15 protein-coding genes and 1 pseudogene are annotated in these 15,074 nt (G+C 64.6%); 15 read left to right on the plus strand and 1 reads right to left on the minus strand.

Translation table 11 applies throughout. The features are described 5' to 3' along the window. The 13 genes and pseudogenes from H8B02_RS35785 to fabZ all read left to right on the plus strand — a co-directional run. Window positions 1-362 (plus strand): annotated as a pseudogene (locus H8B02_RS35785) (DNA polymerase III subunit alpha); the annotation flags it as partial. Window positions 363-493: 131 nt separating this feature from the next. Next, window positions 494-1,000, plus strand: coding sequence for a DUF2846 domain-containing protein (locus H8B02_RS35790; RefSeq protein ID WP_229170545.1), 507 nt, complete (start codon window positions 494-496; stop codon window positions 998-1,000). A gap of 261 nt (window positions 1,001-1,261) precedes the next feature. Next, window positions 1,262-2,254, plus strand: coding sequence for a 30S ribosomal protein S2 (locus tag H8B02_RS35795; RefSeq protein WP_176531043.1), 993 nt, complete (start codon window positions 1,262-1,264; stop codon window positions 2,252-2,254). A 127-nt stretch (window positions 2,255-2,381) separates the two neighbouring features. Continuing rightward, window positions 2,382-3,305 (plus strand): translation elongation factor Ts, encoded by a 924-nt coding sequence (gene tsf / locus H8B02_RS35800; RefSeq protein WP_229170546.1) that lies wholly within the window; start codon window positions 2,382-2,384, stop codon window positions 3,303-3,305. Between the two features lie 69 nt (window positions 3,306-3,374). Beyond that, window positions 3,375-4,091 carry a UMP kinase gene (pyrH, locus tag H8B02_RS35805; RefSeq protein WP_092114611.1) on the plus strand — a complete coding sequence of 239 codons (717 nt, stop codon included), beginning with the start codon at window positions 3,375-3,377 and terminating at the stop codon, window positions 4,089-4,091. Window positions 4,092-4,144: 53 nt separating this feature from the next. After that, the gene (frr, locus tag H8B02_RS35810; RefSeq protein ID WP_028334007.1) at window positions 4,145-4,708 is read left to right on the plus strand and encodes a ribosome recycling factor; all 564 of its coding nucleotides are present in this window, start codon (window positions 4,145-4,147) and stop codon (window positions 4,706-4,708) included. A gap of 21 nt (window positions 4,709-4,729) precedes the next feature. Continuing rightward, window positions 4,730-5,488, plus strand: coding sequence for an isoprenyl transferase (locus H8B02_RS35815; RefSeq protein WP_229170547.1), 759 nt, complete (start codon window positions 4,730-4,732; stop codon window positions 5,486-5,488). Further along, window positions 5,485-6,357, plus strand: coding sequence for a phosphatidate cytidylyltransferase (locus H8B02_RS35820; protein WP_229170548.1), 873 nt, complete (start codon window positions 5,485-5,487; stop codon window positions 6,355-6,357). The genes H8B02_RS35815 and H8B02_RS35820 overlap by 4 nt, the downstream gene beginning before the upstream one ends. A gap of 4 nt (window positions 6,358-6,361) precedes the next feature. Then, window positions 6,362-7,588, plus strand: coding sequence for a 1-deoxy-D-xylulose-5-phosphate reductoisomerase (gene dxr / locus H8B02_RS35825; RefSeq protein ID WP_229170549.1), 1,227 nt, complete (start codon window positions 6,362-6,364; stop codon window positions 7,586-7,588). A 44-nt stretch (window positions 7,589-7,632) separates the two neighbouring features. Then, the gene (gene rseP, locus H8B02_RS35830) at window positions 7,633-8,784 is read left to right on the plus strand and encodes an RIP metalloprotease RseP (protein ID WP_092114608.1); all 1,152 of its coding nucleotides are present in this window, start codon (window positions 7,633-7,635) and stop codon (window positions 8,782-8,784) included. 177 nt (window positions 8,785-8,961) lie between these two features. Then, window positions 8,962-11,505 (plus strand): outer membrane protein assembly factor BamA, encoded by a 2,544-nt coding sequence (bamA, locus tag H8B02_RS35835; protein ID WP_092114607.1) that lies wholly within the window; start codon window positions 8,962-8,964, stop codon window positions 11,503-11,505. A gap of 32 nt (window positions 11,506-11,537) precedes the next feature. Continuing rightward, entirely contained in the window at window positions 11,538-12,599 is a 1,062-nt protein-coding gene (gene lpxD, locus H8B02_RS35840; protein WP_229170550.1) for a UDP-3-O-(3-hydroxymyristoyl)glucosamine N-acyltransferase, read from the plus strand. Beyond that, window positions 12,599-13,057, plus strand: a complete 459-nt coding sequence (gene fabZ, locus H8B02_RS35845) for a 3-hydroxyacyl-ACP dehydratase FabZ (RefSeq protein ID WP_229170551.1) — start codon at window positions 12,599-12,601, stop codon at window positions 13,055-13,057. Before lpxD ends, fabZ begins: the two co-directional genes overlap by 1 nt. 75 nt (window positions 13,058-13,132) lie before the next feature. Here the strand turns inward: fabZ and H8B02_RS35850 are convergent, their stop codons facing one another. Continuing rightward, window positions 13,133-13,456, minus strand: a complete 324-nt coding sequence (locus H8B02_RS35850) for a KTSC domain-containing protein (protein ID WP_229170552.1) — start codon at window positions 13,454-13,456, stop codon at window positions 13,133-13,135. A 149-nt stretch (window positions 13,457-13,605) separates the two neighbouring features. On the opposite strand from H8B02_RS35850, the gene lpxA reads away from it, so the two are divergent. Continuing rightward, a complete protein-coding gene (lpxA, locus tag H8B02_RS35855; RefSeq protein ID WP_229170553.1) occupies window positions 13,606-14,400 on the plus strand; it encodes an acyl-ACP--UDP-N-acetylglucosamine O-acyltransferase in 795 nt (264 codons plus the stop codon). 19 nt (window positions 14,401-14,419) lie between these two features. After that, the coding region (locus tag H8B02_RS35860) for an LpxI family protein (RefSeq protein ID WP_229170554.1) at window positions 14,420-15,074 on the plus strand (655 nt) is incomplete at its 3' end.

A 15,074-nucleotide genomic window follows, 5' to 3' on the forward strand; every position in this document is an offset into this window, starting at 1 on the left:
TGCAGGGCGAGGACGTGCGGGCGAGGGTGCTGCACGCCGAGCCGCTGGATCACGCCGCGGCCAAGACGCAAAAGGGCCTGCGGATTTTCGTGCGCGACACCAAGCCGCTGGATTCGATCGCGCGCCGGCTCAACATGCCGGACGCCGCGCCCGCCCCGGGTGGCGCCGCAAAGCCGCCTGCCGTCAAGACCGCACCGTCAGCAGCACCGGCAGGTGCGGCCGACGGCGACGTCTCGCTGGTGATGATGCTGGACCTCGAAACCGAGGTGGAGATGAAGCTGCCCGGCCGCTACAAGGTCTCGCCGCAGATCGCCGGCGCGATCAAGGCGGTCGCGGGCGTGGTCGACGTGCAGACCCTGTAGACGACGATCCCGCCGACGCTGCGGAAAGCCAATGGCTTCGGCTTAAGCACTATTGCAACCACACCGTGCTTCTTTCTATGGTCGCGCCCGCTGGGAATTTCGGGGGCGGGATGTTTGGACGTTACGCGGCCTTGCTGGCCGGTGTGTTGATGGTGTCGGGCTGCGTGAGCGATGGTATCGGCACCGACTATGCGGCGATCTCGCAGAAGTTCGGGCCACCGAAGCCGGGACATTCCCGCGTCGTCGTGCTCCAGGAAAAACGCAAGGGTCTGAGCATGGCGTTTTGCGCCTGCGACCTGAAGCTTGATGGCGAGCCGATCGGCAAGGTCGCATTCGGGACCTACGCGTTCGCCGATCGCCCCGCCGGCCGTCATCAACTGGTCGCGAGCGAAGTGATGTTTCCCGGCGACACCACCTTCAACTTCGCAACCGAGCCGGGCCGCACCTATTTCTTTCTGTTGAGATCGAGCGAGCGCCACGACTCCGTCACCGGCGTGTCGATGGTGGGCGGTTTGGTTGGTGGCTTCGTCGCGTCGGCCGCGACCGCGAACGCCGCCAATCCGGGGCCGGCCGTTTTCGTGGCGCTGGACGAGGCGACAGCGCGCACGACGCTGGCGGAGCTACAATTGGCGCAATAGGGATCGCCCGGCGGGATCTTGGCGGGGGCATTGGCCGGCCATACCGGGCCAATTTGGGCCAAAGCGGATCCGTTTCGGGGTTCAAAGGGCCCGTCCGGCCGGTGTAACCGGCCGTATTTCCTTGCTTCTGGCGCAAATCGCGCTATATACCGCGCCATCTCACACGGAAACATGGCTCTCAAAGGCCGTCCGGTGGCAACCGGGCCATTCAGGCTCATTTGCTCACACGTTTCCGGAGGAACCAACCGGAGAATTAGATCTATGTCGCTGCCCGAATTCAACATGCGTCAGCTCTTAGAAGCTGGCGTTCACTTTGGCCACCAGTCCCACCGCTGGAACCCGAAGATGCAGGATTACATCTTCGGCGCCCGCAACAACATTCACATCATCGACCTCGCGCAGACCGTGCCGATGCTGCACCGTGCCTTGCAGGCGGTCAGCGATACCGTCGCCAAGGGCGGCCGCATCCTGTTCGTCGGCACCAAGCGCTCGGCCCAGGACGGCGTTGCCGATGCGGCCAAGCGTTCGGCCCAGTATTTCGTCAACTCGCGCTGGCTCGGCGGCACGCTGACCAACTGGAAGACGATCTCGGCCTCGATCAAGCGTCTGCGCCATCTCGACGACGTGCTGTCGTCGGGCGAAGCCAGCTCCTACACCAAGAAGGAGCGGCTGACGCTGCAGCGCGAGCGCGACAAGCTCGACCGTTCGCTCGGCGGCATCAAGGACATGGGCGGTCTTCCCGACATGATCTTCGTGATCGACACCAACAAGGAAGACATCGCGATCCAGGAAGCCCAGCGGCTCAACATCCCGGTCGCAGCGATCGTCGACACCAATTCGGACCCCAAGGGCATCACCTATGTGGTGCCGGGCAATGACGACGCCGGCCGTGCGATCTCGCTGTATTGCGACCTCGTGGCGCGCGCCGCCATCGACGGCATCTCGCGTGCGCAGGGCGATTCCGGAATCGATATCGGTGCGTCGGCCGCGCCCGTGCAGGAAGACCTCCCGGCGGCTGCGCCGTCTGGCTTCCAGGGCCTCGCTGGTCCGCGCGGCACCGCCGACAACCTCAAGAAGCTCACCGGCGTGTCCGGTACGATCGAGAAGAAGCTCAACGACCTCGGCATCTTCCATTACTGGCAGCTCGCCGAGCTCGACCACGACACCGCGCACAAGATCGGCGAAGAAGTCGGTCTGCCGAGCCGTGCCGATGCCTGGGTCGCCCAGGCCAAGACGCTCGCCGAAGCGGAATAAAAGTTACGCGGCGTGGCCGGGTCTCGCCCGGCCGCCGCTTCTATTCCACGAACAACGATTTCCCTGTCGCTGACAGCGGCGCCATCGGGCGCCGCGGTTTCTGTACAGGCAAGAAGGACATTGAACGATGGCAACGATCACAGCAGCGATGGTCAAGGATCTCCGCGAATCGACCGGCGCGGGCATGATGGATTGCAAAGCGGCGCTGACCGAGAACAACGGCGACATGCAGGCCGCGCAGGATTGGCTGCGCAAGAAGGGCCTGTCCAAGGCCGCGAAGAAGGCCGGCCGCGTGGCCGCCGAGGGCCTGATCGGCGCGCTGACCTCCGGCACCAAGGGTGTGCTGGTCGAGGTCAATTCCGAGACCGACTTCGTGGCGCGCAACGAGCAGTTCCAGGGCCTGGTCAAGATGATCGCCCAGGTCGCGCTGCATAACGGTGCCGATGTCGAGACGATCAGGGCGGCCAAGGTCGGCGACGTCACCGTCGAGACGGCGATCTCCGACGCCATTGCGACCATCGGCGAGAACATGACGCTGCGCCGCGCCGCTTCGCTCGAGGTGAGCAAGGGCGTGGTGTCGAGCTACGTCCACAACGCCGTCGTCGAAGGCGCCGGCAAGATCGGCGTGATCGTGGCGCTGGAGTCCACCGGCAAGACTGACGAGCTCGCAGTGCTCGGCCGCCAGCTCGCGATGCACGTCGCGGCGGCGAAGCCACTGGCGCTCGATCCGGCCGGGCTCGATCCGGAGACCGTCAAGCGCGAGAAGGACGTGCTGGCCGACAAGTACCGCCAGCAGGGAAAGCCTGAAAACGTCATCGAGAAGATCGTCGATTCCGGCCTGAAGACCTACTACAAGGAAGTCTGCCTGCTCGATCAGGCCTTTATCCACGACAGCGGCAAGTCCGTTGCCCAGGCGGTGAAGGAAGCTGAGGGTAAGGTCGGCGGGCCGATCAAAATCGCTGGCTTTGTGAACTATGCTCTCGGTGAGGGAATCGAGAAGCAGGAAAGCGACTTCGCCGCCGAAGTCGCGGCCGCCAGCGGCAAGAAGTAACCGCTGACACCTGGCGTCCGGCGTCCGCGCCGGAGGCCTGCCTGCGCGGGATGAGAAAGCGATCGCATCATGGCTGAGCCGATCTATCGTCGCGTGGTGATCAAGCTGTCCGGCGAATATCTGGCCGGCTCCCACGGGTTCGGTATCGATCAACCGACAGTCGACCGTGTCGCCGACGACCTGATCGCGGCCCGCAAGCTCGGTGTCGAGGTCGCGGTCGTGATCGGCGGCGGCAACATCGTCCGCGGCGTCGAGGTGTCCTCGCGCGGCGTGTCCCGGCCGACCGGCGACACCATGGGCATGCTTGCTACCATGATGAACTGCCTCGCGCTCGAGGCGGCGATCGAGCGCAAGGGGACCCCGGCGCGGACCTTGTCGGCATTCGTGATGCCGGAGATTTCCGAGCTGTTCACCCGTAGTGCGACGCACAAATATCTCGCCGAGGGACGCATCGTCCTGCTCGGCGGCGGAACCGGCAACCCGTTCTTCACCACCGATACCACCGCCGTGCTGCGCGCGGCCGAGATCGGCGCAGAGGCGGTGCTGAAAGCCACCAATGTCGACGGCGTCTACAGCGCCGATCCGAAGAAGGACCCCAAAGCCAAGCGCTTCGACCGCCTGACCCATTCGCAGGCGATCGAGGGCGGCTACAAGGTCATGGACGCGACCGCTTTCGCACTTGCCCGCGAGACGTCGCTGCCTATCATCGTGTTCTCGATCGCGGAGCCCGGTTCGATCGGTGCGATTCTGCGCGGTACCGGACACGGCACGGTCGTCGCCGGCTGATCGCCGCGCCTCCGGGCGTCGACAGCCGGTTTTCTAGTAAAGGGAGAAGCGTCATGGCCGCAGCTGGTTTTGACATCAACGACGTGAAGCGCCGCATGCAGGGCGCCACACAATCGCTCAAGCACGAGCTCGGCGGTCTGCGTACCGGCCGCGCCGCGGCCTCCATGCTGGAGCCGGTCCAGGTCGAGGCTTACGGCTCGCATATGCCGCTCAACCAGGTTGCGACCATCAGCGTGCCCGAGCCGCGCCTGCTCTCGGTGCAGGTCTGGGACAAGACGATGGTGAAGGCCGTGGAGAAGGCGATCGTCGACTCCAACCTCGGCCTTTCGCCGGCAACCGAAGGACAGGTGCTGCGCTTGCGGATTCCCGAACTCAACGAGGAGCGCCGCAAGGAGCTGGTCAAGGTCGCGCACAAATACGCGGAAGCGGCCAAGGTCGCGGTACGCCACGTGCGCCGCGACGGCCTCGACGTGATCAAGAAGCTCGAGAAGAATCACGAGATCTCCGAAGACGATCAGGAGCGCCTGTCGAACGAAGTGCAGAAGGCGACCGACGGCGTGATCGCCGAAGTCGATCAGCTGCTCGCCGCCAAGGAAAAGGAAATCCTGACGGTCTGAAGGCGCTACGGGAAAGAGTCGATGTCGAACGCCGCCGCCCCAGCAACTGACGGACCGGATCGCTCCGGCAGTCCGTTGCATGTGGCGATCATCATGGACGGCAACGGGCGCTGGGCCGCTTCGCGCGGCCTGCCGCGCGTCGAGGGCCATCGCCGCGGCGTCGAGGCGCTGCGCCGCGTGGTGCGTGCGGCCCATGAACTCGGCATCGTCTATCTCACGATTTTTTCGTTCAGCTCGGAAAACTGGTCGCGGCCGGCCAGCGAGATCGGCGATCTGTTCGGCCTGCTGCGCCGCTTCATCCGCAACGATCTGGCGACGCTGCATCGTGACGGCGTGCGGGTGCGCGTGATCGGCGAACGCGCCGGGCTCGACCCCGACATCTGCGCGCTGCTCAATGAGGCCGAGGAGCTGACGCGGAATAACGTCAAGCTCAACCTTGTGGTCGCCTTCAATTACGGCTCGCGGGCGGAGATCGCTGCCGCCGCGCGGCGCCTTGCGCGCGAGGTCGCCGAAGGCAAGCGCGACGCCGACTCCATCGATGCCGATACGCTCGGGCAATATCTCGATGCGCCCGACATTCCGGACCCGGATCTGATCATTCGGACCAGCGGCGAACAGCGGCTGTCGAACTTCTTGATGTGGCAGGCCGCCTATAGCGAGCTCGTGTTCGTGCCGATTCACTGGCCGGATTTCGACAAGGCGGCGCTGGAAGGCGCGATTGCGGAATACGGCAAGCGTGAGCGCCGGTTCGGTGGCCTCGCCGCGAAAACCGGCTCGTGAGCGAGGGCGAAGCCGCACCGGCGGCAGCAAGCGAGCAGTCGCCGGCCTCAGCAAGCGAGCAGGGGTCGCGCAACTTCGCGATGCGCGTGGTTGCGGCGCTGGTGCTGGCGCCGGTTGCGATCGCGCTGGCCTATCTGGGTGGCATCGCCTGGTCGCTGCTGGTGACGCTGGTTGCAGTCGGATTGTTCGCGGAATGGCTCATGGTCACCGGGCTCGGACGGGAGCTCCGCGTCATGGTGCCGGGTGTTGTCGCGCTGCTGCTCGCGGGACTTTGCCTGATCGCCGGCCGCATCGATGCGGCGCTGGTGGTCCTCGCCTCCGGTGCGGTTGTCGTGGCGCTGACCTCGGGCGTGCGGCGCAACTGGGCCATCGCGGGATTGCTCTATGCTGCGGCCGCCGAGATCGCATCGGTGCTGCTGCGTCTCGATACGGCGAAGGGCTTTGCCGCGCTGATGTTCGTGTTGCTGATCGTGTGGGTCACCGACATCGGCGGCTATTTCGCGGGCCGCAGCATCGGTGGGCCGAAGCTTTGGGTGCGGGTCAGCCCCAAGAAGACATGGGCTGGCGCGGCCGGTGGTTTCGTCGCGAGCCTGTTGGTTGCGGCCTGCTTTGCCGCCTTCGAGATCGGCACGGCCGGGCCGCTGCTGATGCTCGGCGCCGTGTTGTCGGTGGTCTCGCAACTTGGCGATCTCTTCGAATCCGCTGTGAAGCGGCGGTTCGGGGTGAAGGATTCGAGCCACATCATTCCCGGCCATGGCGGCCTTTTGGATCGCCTGGACGGATTTGTCGCGGCCGTCATTGTGGCGGCGATTTTCGGCTTTCTCCGTGGTGGCGCCGATGGCGTCGGACGCGGTCTTATGGTTTGGTGATGAGATGAGCGCAGTTCCGTTGCGTAACAACAAGGCCGCGGCGGCATCCGCAGCACGGTCCGTGACCGTCCTCGGTGCCACCGGCTCGATCGGCGACAGCACGATGGATCTGCTGCGTGGCGCGCGTGACCGTTACCGGGTCGAGGCGCTGACCGCGAACAGCAACGTCGAGGGACTGGCCAAGCTCGCCAAGGAGTTCGGCGCGCGGTTCGCCGCCATCGCCGATCCGGCGCGGCTTTCCGAATTGAAGGACGCGCTGGCCGGAACCCGGATCGAATGCGGGGCCGGGGAGAGCGCCATCATCGAGGCGGCTGCGCGGCCGGCGGATTGGGTGATGGCCGCGGTCAGCGGCGCTGCCGGATTGAAGCCGGCACTTGCCGCGGTCGATCGCGGCGCAACCGTCGCGCTCGCCAACAAGGAGTGCCTGGTCTGCGCCGGCGACATCTTCATGGAGCGGGCCAAGAAGGCCGGCGCCTGCATCCTGCCCGCGGACTCCGAGCATAATGCGCTGTTCCAGGCGCTGGCGTCCGGCAATCGCGAGGAACTGACGCGGGTGATCATCACTGCGTCCGGCGGGCCGTTCCGCACCTGGGCTCCCGCCGACATCGAGCAGGCGACGCTGGAACAGGCGCTCAAGCATCCCAACTGGAGCATGGGGCAGAAGATCACGATCGATTCCGCCTCGATGATGAACAAGGGCCTCGAGGTGATCGAGGCGTCCTACCTGTTCGCCCTGGCGCCCGACGAGATCGACGTGCTGGTGCACCCGCAGTCGATCATCCACGGCATGGTCGAGTTCTCCGATCGCTCCGTGATGGCCCAGCTCGGCACGCCTGACATGCGGATCCCGATCGCGCATTGCCTCGGCTGGCCGGACCGGATCGTCGGCCCGTCCGCCAAGCTCGATCTCGCCAAGATCGGACAGCTCACCTTCGAGGCGCCGGACTTCCACCGTTTCCCGGGGCTGCGGCTCGCTTACGAGGCGCTGCGGCTCGGGCATGGCGCGACGACAGTCTACAACGCTTCGAACGAGATCGCGGTCGCCGCGTTTATCGCCGGCAAGATCAAGTTCGGTGCGATCGCCCGGCTGGTCGAGGCGACGATGAACGATTGGATCAGGTCGGGGAATCAGCCACCACTGCATTCGGCGGATGATGCGATTTCCGTTGACCATATCGCGCGAAATAAAGCTGCCGCCCTATTGCCTCAAATTGCCTTAAAGGCAACCTAGAGGGTTGGGGACGGAGCCTATGGCTCTTGTCGAGGGGAATTCGAATGCCCGAGTATTTTCTTCATAGTATCAATGCGTTGAGCCATGGGCTCCTCGGCTATATCGTTCCCTTTCTCTTCGTCCTGACCATCGTTGTTTTCTTTCACGAGCTCGGCCACTTCCTAGTCGCGCGCTGGGCCGGCGTGAAGGTGCTGACGTTCTCGCTGGGGTTCGGACCGGAGCTTGCCGGCTTCAACGACCGGCATGGCACGCGCTGGAAGATCTCCGCGATTCCGCTCGGCGGTTACGTCAAATTCTTCGGCGACGACAGCGAGGCATCGACGCCCTCGACGGAGACGCTCGCCGCCATGACGGCGGAGGAGCGCGAAGGCAGCTTCCACCATAAATCGGTCGGCAAGCGCACCGCGATCGTCGCGGCCGGTCCGGTCGCGAATTTCATCCTCGGCGCCCTGATTTTCGCGGGTATGGCGCTCTATTACGGCAAGCCCAGCACGATCGCCCGGGTCGACGGCTTGGTTGCCGAGAGCGTCGCTGCGAACGCGGGCTTCAAGGTCGGTGATGTCGTCGTCGATATCGACGGCAGCGCGATCCAGAGCTTCGCCGACATGCAGCGGATCGTAGCTTCGAATGCTGGTTCAGAACTTGGGTTCAAAGTGAAGCGGGACGGCGCGGTCGTTGCGCTGAAGGCAACGCCGGCACTGAAGGAGGTCAAGGACCCCTTCGGCAATGCCCACCGAATCGGCGTGCTCGGAATCGAGCACAAGGCTCAGGTCGGCGAAGCCTCCAGCGCTCCGGTCGGCGTCTTTGAAGCCATGAAGATCGGTGTCGAGCAGGTTTGGTACATTATTTCGAGCACCTTCAAGTTCCTGGGGTCGCTGTTCGTCGGAACCGGCAATCCGGCCGAGGTGAGCGGGGTGATTGGAATCGCGAAGCTGTCGGGTCAGGCCGCGAGCGCCGGGTTCCAGTTCGTTGTCAATCTTTGCGCCATCCTCTCGGTCTCGATCGGGCTGTTGAACCTGTTCCCGATTCCGCTTTTGGACGGCGGACACCTCTTGTTCTACAGCGCGGAGGCGCTTCGTGGGCGCCCGCTTTCAGAGCGGACGCAGGAGGTGGGTTTCCGAATCGGGCTGGGTTTGGTTCTGATGCTGATGGTGTTTGCGACGTATAACGACATCCTCAGAATCGCTGGGTCCTGAAACGGGGCTTTTCTGTGGCGTTGCCAATGGGCAACGTCTTGGTATGAAAATGGAAATGTTCAGCTGTAGTAAGTTTGCCCCCTTGGCAAAGTTGGCTACAAGCTGAGCGGCAGGTTGGGAATCTGTCGGGTCGTTGGGGAACGGTCCGGCATTGCGAAAGATAAGGGCGCGTTGCGCATGATGTTTGGAATGCGAGTGAGGGGGGGGCTGTTCGCCGCCTTGGTCATGTTCGCCGCGCCGGTGGCGGCCACCTTGGCGGCCGTTGCTGTCTCTGCGCCTGCGCTTGCGCAGACGGTCGATTCGATCACGGTGGAGGGGAACCGCCGCGTCGAGCTCGAAACCATCCGTTCCTATTTCCATCCCGGACCCGGCGGTCGGCTGGGCCAGGCCCAGATCGACGACGGCCTGAAAGCGCTGATCGAGACCGGCCTGTTCCAGGACGTCCATATCGATCAGCGGGGCGGGCGCCTCGTCGTGGTCGTGGTCGAGAACCCGGTGATTGGCCGCGTTGCCTTCGAAGGCAACAAGAAGGTCAAGGACGAGCAGCTCACCGCCGAAGTCCAGTCCAAGCCGCGCGGCACCTTCTCGCGCCCGATGGTGCAGTCGGATGCCCTGCGCATCGCCGAAATCTACCGCCGTTCGGGCCGCTACGACGTGCGGGTCAATCCGCAGATCATCGAGCAGCCGAACAACCGCGTCGACCTGATCTTCGAGGTCAATGAAGGCGTGAAGACCGGTGTGCGGTCGATCGAGTTCATGGGCAACAATGCCTACTCGGCGTCCCGCCTGCGCGACGTCATCAAGACACGCGAATCAAACCTCTTGAGCTTCCTCGGCGGCAACGACGTCTACGACCCCGACCGGGTCGAGGCCGACCGTGACCTGCTGCGCCGCTTCTACCTCAAGAACGGCTACGCCGACGTTCAGGTCGTCGCCGCGCTGACCGAATACGATCCCGACAAGAAGGGCTTCCTGGTTACCTTCAAGATCGAAGAGGGCCAGCAGTACCGCGTCGCGGCCGTCAACTATACGTCGTCGATCGCAACGCTCGATCCGAACGCGCTGCGCTCGTTCTCGCGCGTCAATATCGGCTCGCTCTACAACGCCGAGGCGCTGGAGAAGTCGGTCGAGGAGATGCAGATCGAGGCGTCGCGCCGCGGCTACGCGTTCGCGGTGGTCCGTCCGCGCGGCGATCGCAATTTCGACAATCACACGGTGTCGATCACCTTCGCGATCGATGAAGGTCCGCGCACTTATATCGAGCGCATCAACATCCGCGGCAACAGCCGCACGCGCGACTACGTGATCCGCCGCGAATTCGATATCTCGGAAGGCGACGCCTACAACCGTGCGCTGGTCGACCGTGCCGAGCGCCGGCTGAAGAACCTCGACTTCTTCAAGACGGTGAAGATCACCACCGAACCCGGATCCTCCAGCGATCGCGTCATCCTGATCGTCGATCTCGAGGAGAAGTCGACCGGCGACTTCTCGGTGTCGGGCGGCTATTCGACCACCGACGGCGCGCTGGCTGAAGTCAGCGTCTCCGAGCGCAACCTGCTCGGCCGCGGCCTGTTCGCGAAGGCGTCGGTGACCTACGGCCAGTATGCCCGCGGCTACTCGCTGTCGTTCGTCGAGCCCTATCTGCTCGACTACCGCGTCGCGCTCGGCCTCGATTTCTACCAGCGCCAGCAGCTGTCCAACAGCTACATCGCCTACGGCACCAAGACGCTCGGCTTCAGCCCGCGCCTCGGCTTCAGCCTGCGAGAAGATCTGTCGCTGCAGCTGCGCTACTCGATCTATCAGCAGGAAATCACCCTGCCGTCGACGCTCAACAACTGTAACAACAATCCCTTCCTGGCTGACGGTGTAACGCCCAATCCTGCGTTCAATCCGAGCCCGGCCTATGCGAACCTGAACGGGATCAGCCTGGTGTCGACCAACGGTCTCGGCTGCTACAGCGACGGCGAAGCCTCGCTGCCGGTCCGCAAGGAGCTGGCGGGCGGCAAGACCCTGACCTCGGCGCTGGGCTACACGCTCAACTACAACACGCTCGACAACAACAAGAACCCGACCGACGGTCTGATCATCGACTTCAAGCAGGACTTCGCCGGCGTCGGCGGCGACGTCAGCTACATCAAGAGCGCGATCGACGCGAAGTACTACACCCCGCTGGTGTCGGATATCGTCGGCGTGATCCACGCCCAGGGCGGCATCCTAAACAAGCTCGGCACCCAGGATCTGCGCATGCTGGATCATTTCCAGATGGGCCCGAACCTGGTCCGCGGCTTCGCGCCTAACGGCATCGGTCCGCGTGACATCAACCCGTACGGCACCATGGACGCCATCGGCGGCACCAAATACTGGGGCGTGTCGGCGGAGCTGCAGATGCCGTTCTGGTTCCTGCCGAAGGAAGTCGGGCTCAAGGGCGCGGTCTATGCCGACGCCGGCGGCCTGTACGACTACCAGGGACCGACCTCGTGGGCGGCGACGGGCGAAGTCAACACGCCTGGCTGCGTGAGGCCGACGAACAACCCGCCGTCTCCGGGTACCTGCCTTGGCCTGAGTTTTGACGACAGCAAGGTTGTCCGTACCTCGGTCGGTGTCGGCCTGATCTGGCAGTCGCCGTTTGGTCCGCTGCGCTTCGACTACGCTGTACCGCTGACCAAGGGTGCGTATGACCGCGTGCAAGAATTCCGGTTTGGCGGCGGTACGACTTTCTAAAACCGCTGCTCGACCGGACTGCGACGGATGGAATGGCGCAGCCGATCTTCTTCAAGAGTCCTCCTTCGTCATCGCTGGCTGAAATCGCCGCGCTGACGAAGGCGCAACTGGTCGACCCCGAAAGGGGCGCGCTTCAGATCAGGGGGCTGGCCTCGCTCGACGAGGCCGGTCCGATGCATCTCGCGTTTTTCGACAATCTCAAATACGCCGACCAACTGGCCGCGACCAAGGCCGGCGCCTGCCTGGTCAGCCCGCGTTTCGAGGCGCAGGTGCCGAAGGGCACCGCCGTGCTGCGGGCGGCAAAACCGTTCCAGGTGTTCGTCGAGCTCGCCCGCGAATGGCACGCCGATGCGTTGCGGCCGCAATCCTGGTTCGGAACCGAGGGCATCGCCTCGTCGGCGATCATCGATCCCACCGCGCGCCTCGAGGATGGCGTCATCGTCGATCCGCTGGCCGTGATCGGCCCACGGGTCGAGATCGGCTCGGGCACCATCATCGGCGCCGGCGCGGTGATCGGCGCTGACGTCAAGATCGGCCGCGACTGCAATGTCGGCGCCAAGACCACCATTCAGTTCGCGCTGATCGGCAACAACGTGCTGATCCACCCGGCCTGCAATATCGGCCAGGACGGCTACGGCTTCATCTTCTTCGGGCCGGCAGGGCACGTGAAGGTGCCGCAGACCGGCCGTGTGGTGATCCAGAACAATGTCGAGGTCGGCGCTGCCTCGACCATCGACCGCGGTTCCCTGCGCGACACCGTGATCGGCGAGGGCACCAAAATCGACAACCAGGTCCAGATCGGCCACAATGTGACCATCGGCCGGCACTGCCTGCTCGCAGCCCAGATCGGGCTCGCGGGCAGTCTGACGATCGGCGACAACGTCGCGCTCGGCGCCAAGGTGGGCATCAACAACCACCTCAAGATCGGCGACGGCGCCCAGGTGACGGCGATGAGCGCGGTCAAGGACGACATTCCGGCTAACGGTCGCTGGGGCGGGCATTTCGCCAAGCCGACCAAGCAGTGGTTCAGGGAAATTATCGCGGTGGAGCGCCTGGTGCGCGACAACGAAGCCAAAGGCAAGGAACAGGAGTGATGGAGGAGGCACCGGTCAAATTCGAGCTCGTGGATATCAACGATATCCTGAAGACGCTCCCGCATCGCTTTCCGATGTTGCTGATCGACCGCGTGATCAAGATCCGCACTGACTACAGCGGCATCGGCATCAAGAACGTCACCTTCAACGAGCCGCCGTTCCAGGGGCATTTCCCGGATCGCCCGGTTTACCCCGGCGTGATGATGATCGAGGCGATGGCGCAGACCGCCGGCGTGATCGGCATCAAGTCGGTCGAGGGCACCGAGAAGCCGCGCGCGGTGTATTTCCTCACCATCGACAAGTGCAAGTTCAGGAAGCCGGTGATGCCCGGCGACACCATCGAGTACCACATGCGTTCGCTCGGCCGCCGCAAGACGATGTGGTGGTTTCACGGCGACGCCAAGGTCAACGGTCAGATTGTCGCCGAGGCCGATGTGGGCGCGATGCTGACGGATTAGAGCGTTTTCGAGCGAAGTGGCCCCCGGTTCGCGTGAAGAAAACGCGTCAAAAAAGGAAGCCCTGGGCCGCCGAGTTCACGACGTCCTGCACGCGTATCGGCCGTCCGCGCCCGCGATCCGCAGGACGCGATTGAGGAAGACGCCCATCGATGGTGCGATCATCAGCGCGTCGTAGGTCTCCGTGGGCACGCCGCAATAATGCTGGTAGCTGCCCCTAACCGCGACCAGCAGCGTGCGATCGCCCGCGCTGTAGCAGACCCGCTGGACGATCGTGCTGCGGTTGATGTCGCGGCAGTCGAAGGTCGAGAGATCGACGGTCGTACTGTTGCCGAGATCGACGGTCTCCGGCCCGATCGGCGCGGAGAACAGGCTGAGGATCAGCGCGGCGGCCCGGACCATGGATCGGTTGCGACCTTCTCGATTGCAACAGGTCGTCATCATACGTCACTGGACAGGGCGGGCAAAGTCGCGCTAACGACCGCCGAACCCGACAGCATAACGCCTTGATAGCGCCTTGGCGCCACTAACGAATTCCGGACCGTAACGACATGAGCATGATCGACCCCACTGCGCGGATTGCGGATGGCGCTGTGATCGGGGCCGGCACCGAGATCGGTCCGTACTGCATCATCGGCCCCAACGCCGTGCTGGGCGAGAACTGCAAGCTGATCGCGCATGTCACGATCAGCGGGCACACGAAGATCGGCGCCGGCTGCGTCATCTCGCCGTTTGCCGCGCTCGGCGGGCCGCCGCAGGATCTCAGCTATCGCGGCGAGCCGACCCGTCTCGAAGTCGGCGAAGCCTGCACGATCCGCGAAGGCGTGACGATGAATGTCGGCACGGTCAAGGGCGGCGGGCTCACTCGCGTCGGCGATCGCGGCTTCTTCATGAACAACAGCCATGTCGGCCATGACTGCATGGTCGGCAACGGCGTGATCTTCGCGACGTCAGCGACGCTCGGCGGCCACTGCGAGATCGGCGACTTCGTCTATATCGGCGGCCTGTCGGCGGTGCACCAGTTCACCCGCGTCGGCTCGCAGGTGATGATCGGTGGCGTCTGCGGCGTGCGCGGCGACATCATCCCGTTCGGGTTAGCCAACGGTCAATACGCGGTGCTCGAAGGGCTCAACATCATCGGCATGCGGCGGCGCCAGTTCACCAAGGCGCGGCTGGCGACGGTGCGCGCGTTCTATCAAAAGCTGTTCCACGGTCCCGGCATCTTCGCCGAGCGGCTGGCTTCGGTGCAACCTCTGGCGGGTGAGGATCCTGCGATCGCGGAAATCCTTGCCTTCATCGAGGGCGGCAAGCTCCGGCCGCTCTGTCTTCCCGCCGACGTCAATTGAGCAGGGGATGGCCGCCAGCATGACGTCAGCGGCTCCCTCGCTTTCCTCGCCGGTCGGCGTGATCGCCGGCGGCGGCGCCATGCCGTTCGCGGTCGCAGATCAGCTCACCGCGCGCGGCATCACGCCGGTGCTGTTCGCGCTGCGCGGTGCCTGCGATCCGGCGCGCGCGCAGCGGTTTCGTCACCGCTGGATCTCGGTCGGCCAGCTCGGACGCGCGACCCGGCTGTTCCGCGACGAAGGCTGCCGCGACCTGATCTTCATCGGCACCCTGGTGCGTCCCGCGCTGTCGGAGATCCGGCTCGACTGGGGTACGCTGCGGCTGCTCGGCCATGTCGTGCGCGCGTTCCGCGGCGGCGACGATCATTTGTTGTCGAGCGTCGGCCGCATCCTCGAGCAGCAGGGATTTCGCATGGTCGGAATCAAGGATGTCGCGCCCGATCTCCTGATGCCTGAGGGCGCCGTGACCCGCACGACGCCGGACTCGAGCGCGCTCGCCGACATCGCGCGCGGACGCGGCGTGCTCGATGCGCTTGGACCGTTCGACATCGGTCAGGCGGCCGTGGTGATCGACGGTCACGTGGTTGCGGTCGAAGACATCGAAGGTACCGACGGGCTGTTGGCGCGGGTGGCGCGGCTGCGCGCCGAGGGCCGCATCCGCGCCAAGGCCGGCCGCG

The organism is Bradyrhizobium altum, from assembly GCF_020889705.1.
Taxonomy (GTDB): Bacteria; Pseudomonadota; Alphaproteobacteria; order Rhizobiales; family Xanthobacteraceae; genus Bradyrhizobium; species Bradyrhizobium altum.